The sequence below is a fragment of the Desulfobacterium sp. N47 genome, assembly GCF_051233685.1.
Taxonomy (GTDB): Bacteria; Desulfobacterota; Desulfobacteria; order Desulfobacterales; family RPRI01; genus RPRI01.
This window is the reverse complement of record NZ_JBAMMY010000048.1, coordinates 1-5,795: the sequence shown is the minus strand read 5'-3', so window position 1 is coordinate 5,795 and position 5,795 is coordinate 1. Positions and strand designations below refer to the sequence as shown.

4 protein-coding genes are annotated in these 5,795 nt (G+C 38.9%); 3 read left to right on the top strand and 1 reads right to left on the bottom strand.

The features are described 5' to 3' along the window. The 3 genes from VXK47_RS02570 to VXK47_RS02560 all read left to right on the top strand — a co-directional run. A partial coding sequence (locus VXK47_RS02570) for a hypothetical protein (protein WP_435547204.1) occupies nt 1-193 on the top strand: 193 nt, incomplete at its 5' end. 438 nt (nt 194-631) lie between these two features. Next, nucleotides 632-4,399, top strand: a complete 3,768-nt coding sequence (locus VXK47_RS02565; protein ID WP_435547203.1) for a response regulator — start codon at nt 632-634, stop codon at nt 4,397-4,399. A gap of 22 nt (nt 4,400-4,421) precedes the next feature. After that, the gene (locus tag VXK47_RS02560) at nt 4,422-5,444 is read left to right on the top strand and encodes a response regulator (protein WP_435547202.1); all 1,023 of its coding nucleotides are present in this window, start codon (nt 4,422-4,424) and stop codon (nt 5,442-5,444) included. A 33-nt stretch (nt 5,445-5,477) separates the two neighbouring features. Here VXK47_RS02560 and VXK47_RS02555 read toward each other — a convergent pair whose 3' ends face one another. Then, complete coding sequence (locus VXK47_RS02555) at nt 5,478-5,645, bottom strand: hydrogenase iron-sulfur subunit (RefSeq protein WP_435547205.1); 168 nt, start codon at nt 5,643-5,645, stop codon at nt 5,478-5,480. Nucleotides 5,646-5,795 lie beyond the last annotated feature (150 nt).

Genomic DNA, 5,795 nt, shown 5'->3' with positions numbered 1-5,795 from the left:
CCTTAACAAAGAATTTAAACGCAGAACAAAACCGATGGAGATCGTAGCCGGGGAGAACGCCTGCTATACTCTCCTGGCATTTATCTGTCTTAAAATGGAGTTACACTGGAAATCAAACCCTATCGGAAAAGTGCGTAAGAGTCTGCCATTCTTTCAAAAACCGGCTGATAAAAATTTTACACAAAAAACTTGACAGTACCGTCTTATCCTTACCTTTTATAAGAATAAGATGTTTTTCAATATCCATTTTTATGCCTCAAATACATCACAACCTGCTTAATTTCAAGATGTTAAAAAAAATAAGATATCATTTTTTGATGATAGAAGGTAAATTGTCACAAGATTTCATGTAAATCCAGTCGGTTTCCTTCGTCATGGAAAAAGAATTTAAAAACAAAAAGATTATAAGCCGGTTATAAGCATAAGGACATAAATTGTTATAAAATTTAGTATTCGCATAAACTGTTTGAGATAAAGCTTCATGGTAAATTTCATCTGTGAGAAAGTTATAAATATTTAGCCTATATGCTTATATCATTAATTCTGGTAAATTGTTGTATAAGTTGGCATACTGATATAAAATTTGGCGGTTCAATAAATTTTTTCACATTTAAATCAGCAGGGAAAAAAGATGAAAAGAATATGCACCATACTCTTTTTTATGGTTTTCTGGCTTAATCTCCTGACTGCCCTTAACACACAGGCAGATGATACTATCATAAAAATCGGTGTTTTGGCAAAAAGGGGACATGAGCAATGCCTTATGGAATGGGTGCCTACGGCAGAGTATCTGTCGGAAAAAATTTCCGGCAGGCAGTTCATAATTATACCGCTTGATCACAATCAAATTTACTCTTCTGTTGAAAAAAAAGAAGTCGATTTTATTCTCGCTAACTCATCTTTTTATGTGGAACTGGAATACCGGTATGGAGTAAACCGTATCGCCACATTAAAAAATAACTGTAACGGCAGCTTTTATTCCAGATATTGGGGGGTAATTTTCTGGAAGGCAGATCGGAGTGACATACGACAGCTCAATGATCTAAAAGGTAAAACCTTCATGGCTACAGCGGAAGGCTCTTTTGGGGGATGGAGGATGGCTTGGCGTGAATTGAAAGAAAAAGGGATAGATCCGTACAGCGATTTTAAAGATCTTAAATTTATCGGCACACAAGATGCTGTCGTTTACGCGGTTAGAGACGGCGTCGTTGATGCCGGGACAGTAAGGGCGGATACATTCATAGAAATGCATGCTGAAGGAAAGATCGATCTTAAAAACTTTTATGTGCCTCATGAACACGGCGAGAAGACTGTAGATTGCCCGCCATTTCCTCATTCAACCCGGGGATATCCGGAATGGCCCATGGCAAAAACCAAACAGACTCCGGATGAACTGGCTGAAAAGGTTATGGTTGCTCTTATTAATATGCCACCTGACTCCGCGGCTGCAATTGCGGGAAAATGTTCCGGATGGACAATCCCTAAAGACTATCAGAGCGTACATGAATGTTTAAAAGAGCTTCGCGTTGGTCCGTATAAGGATTATGGCAAGATAACCATTACAGATGTTGTTAAAAATTATGGTTACTGGATAGCGGTTCTAACAATTCTGCTGCTTATCATGGCTGCATCCATAGTCATGATTTTTAATCTGAATCGAAGAATTAAAGCATCCCATATTAAGCTGGAGTTAGAGCTTAATGAACGGAAAAGACTGGAAAACATACAAAAAGAAAGTGAACTTAAATTTAAAGTCCTTTATAACCATACCTTTCAACTAATGGGTTTGATGGCGCCTGATGGTATAATGCTGAGCGTCAACGAAGCGGCACTGGAATCAACAGGAACTAAAGAGTCTGATATTGTTGAAAAATTATTCTGGGATGCGCCCTGGTTCTCATATTCAGAGGAAGTGAAAGAAATGGTGCGTGATAGTGTAATAAAAGCGGCAGCAGGGCAGTTTATTCGATTTGAGACTCAAATACACCTTAAAAACAACATATTACAGGATATAGACTATTCTATTAAGCCGGTTGAAGATGAATCAGGAAATGCGATTATGTTGATCGCAGAGGGCCGTGACATAACCAATATGAAAAGGCTGGAAAAAGAATTGATAAAAGCAAAGGAGAAAGCTGAGGTGGCAACCGGTGCAAAAGATGAATTTCTGGCCAATATGAGTCATGAAATTCGTACCCCGATGAATGGAATTATTGCAGCATCCGAGCTTTTATCAAACGAAGATATATCTGACAAGGCTAAACATTATCTGCGTATCATAACTACTTCAGCGTATTCTCTTCTTGAAATTATTAACGATATTCTGGATGTATCAAAGATAGAAGCAGGAAAGCTTGATCTGGAGATACGCGACTTTAAAATTGAAGATGTCATAGACAAGCTCGTAAATATGTTTTTCCACAGGACATCTAAAAAATTTATTGAATTACTTGTGGATATTGATCCTGAAATTCCCAGAGCTCTTAGAGGCGATGAGCTGCGTCTGTATCAAATTCTTGTTAATCTGGTAAGCAATGCCGTTAAATTTACAAAAAAAGGCGGTATAATTATTGTGGGTGTAAAAGAGCTTGAGAACAGATCAGCAGAATCAGGCGAGGTAAAACTCCGGTTTTTTATTAAAGACACAGGCATAGGGATTGCGCATGAAAATATTGAAAAGATTTTTGAGCCTTTCAGCCAGGCTGATGCATCAACAACAAGAAATTACGGCGGAACAGGGCTGGGCCTTTGCATCTGCAAACAGCTTGTGGAGATGATGGGTGGTGAAATCCGGGTGGAAAGCGAACCGGAGAAAGGGAGTACTTTCAGTTTTACAGCAATTTTTCACAGACAGCCGAAAAAAACAGAGCGAGAATTTATACCACCTCATGGTCTTCAGGGTTTAAATGTTTTAGTGGTTGATGATTGTAAAGACAGCCAAAATATAATGGAAAAAATGCTTGAGTCATTTGGCTTTAAAGTTGAATCCATATCTTCGGCCCAGGCTTCTCTGCAAAGGTTAAGAGAAGACGAAACCAGAGAAAATCCCATAGACCTTGTTATGATGGACTGGCTTATGCCTGGGCTGGACGGTATAGAAGCCTCCAGTATCATAAGGGATGATTTAAAGCTTAATGTCCCTATAATTATGATGACGGCTTTTGGAAATGAAACCCAGATGCTTTATGCTGAAAAAGTGGGCGTAAACGGTTTTTTAACCAAGCCGATATGCCAGTCGACCCTTTTTGATGCAATCATGGATGCCTTTGGGAAAAAAAGAGCTAAAAGCCTGAAGGAGAAAAAGCATATTACAACGAGAGTTTCTATTCACAAGAAGCGCCTCAAAGGGTTCAGGGTGCTTGTGGCTGAAGATAATATTACCAATCAGGAGATTGCTCTGGCAATTCTGGAAGAAGCCGGACTTGTTGTAAAGATAGTTAATAACGGAAAAGAAGCTGTGGATGCTGTACGTGAATCTCAATTTGACGCCCTTCTTATGGATATACAGATGCCTGTTATGGACGGATATGAAGCCACGAGACAGATAAGAAAGGATGCTGAATTTAAAGATCTTCCAATAATTGCCATGACGGCCCATGCCATGAAGGGAGATGAAGAAGAATGTCTGAAAGCCGGCATGAACGGTTATATCCCCAAACCCGTCAGCCAGGACATGTTGTTCAATGTCTTGTGGAGAGAGCTTAAAAACAGAGAGAAACCTGATATTGCAGATAAGGAAAAATCTGATTCAGGCGGAACAGAAACAAAAGTATCGGCCAGGGGATCTGATAAAAACGTTTTAGAAACAGGGCAGGGGATACTTCCGCCAGGCCTTCCCGGAATCAACATCAAAAAGGCGCTTGACGAACTTAAATTAGACGCTGCTGTTTTTAAACGCATTCTTGCTGGATTTTTAAGAAATAATCATGACACAATGGAAAAAATAAAAGATGCGTTTAAGGGAAAGGAACCGGATAGACTCTTGCGCCTGGCTCACACTATTAAAGGAAGCTCTGCCAATATAGGAGCCATGGAGTTGTCCGAAGCAGCTAAAAAACTGGAAGATGCAAGCAGGGATAAAAAACCGGAAAAAATCATGTCTGAATTAATAGATAAGCTTGAAGCAGCTTTGAATCAGGTTCTGGAATCGCTGAAAATTCTTGATGAAAATTCTGAAATCGTGTCTTATAAAAAGACAGATATAGATACTGCGCGGCTTAAGCCGATTTTAATAAAGCTTGGCAATGCGCTCAGATCTGCTGACCCTGAAAAGATAAATGAACAGATAAAAGCTGTTAAAGAGCAGCTTCATACTCCCGATGTTATTGACCTTGAAAACCATATAAATAATTATGATTATGATGAGGCTTTGGAAATACTTGGTAAAATAATTTTTTAAAAGACTTGCAAGGCGATCACTTATGCAAACAAAAAATTCTCTGGTTTTGGTTGTTGATGATAATTCAACAAATATAGATTTGCTGGTAAGTACCTTAAAGGCCGACTACAGGCTTGGCATAGCCAAAAATGGCTTTAAAGCTATCGATTATGCACTGGAATATCTGCCCGATTTGATTCTTCTCGATGTAATGATGCCTGAGATGAACGGGTATGAGGTATGTAAACGCTTAAAAGCCGAATCCAGTACAAAAAACATTCCGGTTATTTTTATTACAGCTCTAACAGAGACAGACCACAAAACCAAAGGGTTTGAAGTCGGCGGAGTGGATTATATCACAAAACCCTTTTATTCAGAGGAAGTAAAAGCAAGAGTAAAAACACATATTTCTCTTAAAAAAATGAGAGAAACATTAAACAATCAGAATATAGTTCTCGAAGAAAGGGTAAAGGAAAAAACAGCCGAGATTCAACAGATGCTTTCAGCTACTATTGAAACCATGGCTGTAATGGTTGATGTCAGGGATCCTTATACCGCAGGTCATCAGCGCCGTGTGGCTCAACTTGCATGCGCAATCGCCGAAAAGCTGTCTCTTTCAGAAGATATTATACATACAATTCAGATTGCGGGAGTTCTTCACGATATAGGGAAAATACGCATACCTATATCCATAATTAACAGACCTGGGGAACTGCTTGATGTTGAATTTCAAATGATCAAAATTCATCCTCAAGTCGGCTATGATATTTTAAAAAATATCCCTTCTCCCTGGCCCTTTGCAAAGGCAGTGCTGCAGCATCACGAAAAATTAGACGGTTCAGGTTATCCGGCCTGCTTAAAAGATGATGAAATTATGCTGGAAGCAAAGATACTGACCGTTGCAGACGTGGCTGAAGCAACCAGTTCTTACAGGCCTTACAGACCGGCGTTTGATATAGATTACGCTCTTGAAGAGCTTTTGAAAAATAAAGATAAATCATATTACGGAAAAGCAGTTGATGCCTGCATAGAGCTTTTTAGAAATAATAATTTCAGATTTGAGTAAAAGCATTTCTATTAAACCGTGACATAATTTATGTCAGGAAATATATATACTGTCCCTGGAAGTCTGCATTGACGCCTGTTTGATGAAATATTTTGCAGGTCCGAGTTTTCTGACTTCTTCGATTATATCATTCGCCACCTGTGCGAATTTTACTCCTTCAGCGGATGATATCCATGAAAAATGGATTCTTCCTGGTTCTATCCCCTGATATTTATAGTGGACCCCATGTCAAGACTGATTTTCATAAAAATTAAGCTACCAAAGGTCTCTGATATTTTCTCCGGGTTTAAGTTCTTTTTTCTTACAAAGTCCTTTTCAAAAGGTCCGCTATTGCCGGATAAATGAAAAATG

Coding starts and splice junctions, on each gene's coding strand:
- VXK47_RS02565 (WP_435547203.1), top strand. CDS start 632: ATGAAAAGAATATGCACCATACTCTTTTTTATGGTTTTCTGGCTTAAT.
- VXK47_RS02560 (WP_435547202.1), top strand. CDS start 4,422: ATGCAAACAAAAAATTCTCTGGTTTTGGTTGTTGATGATAATTCAACA.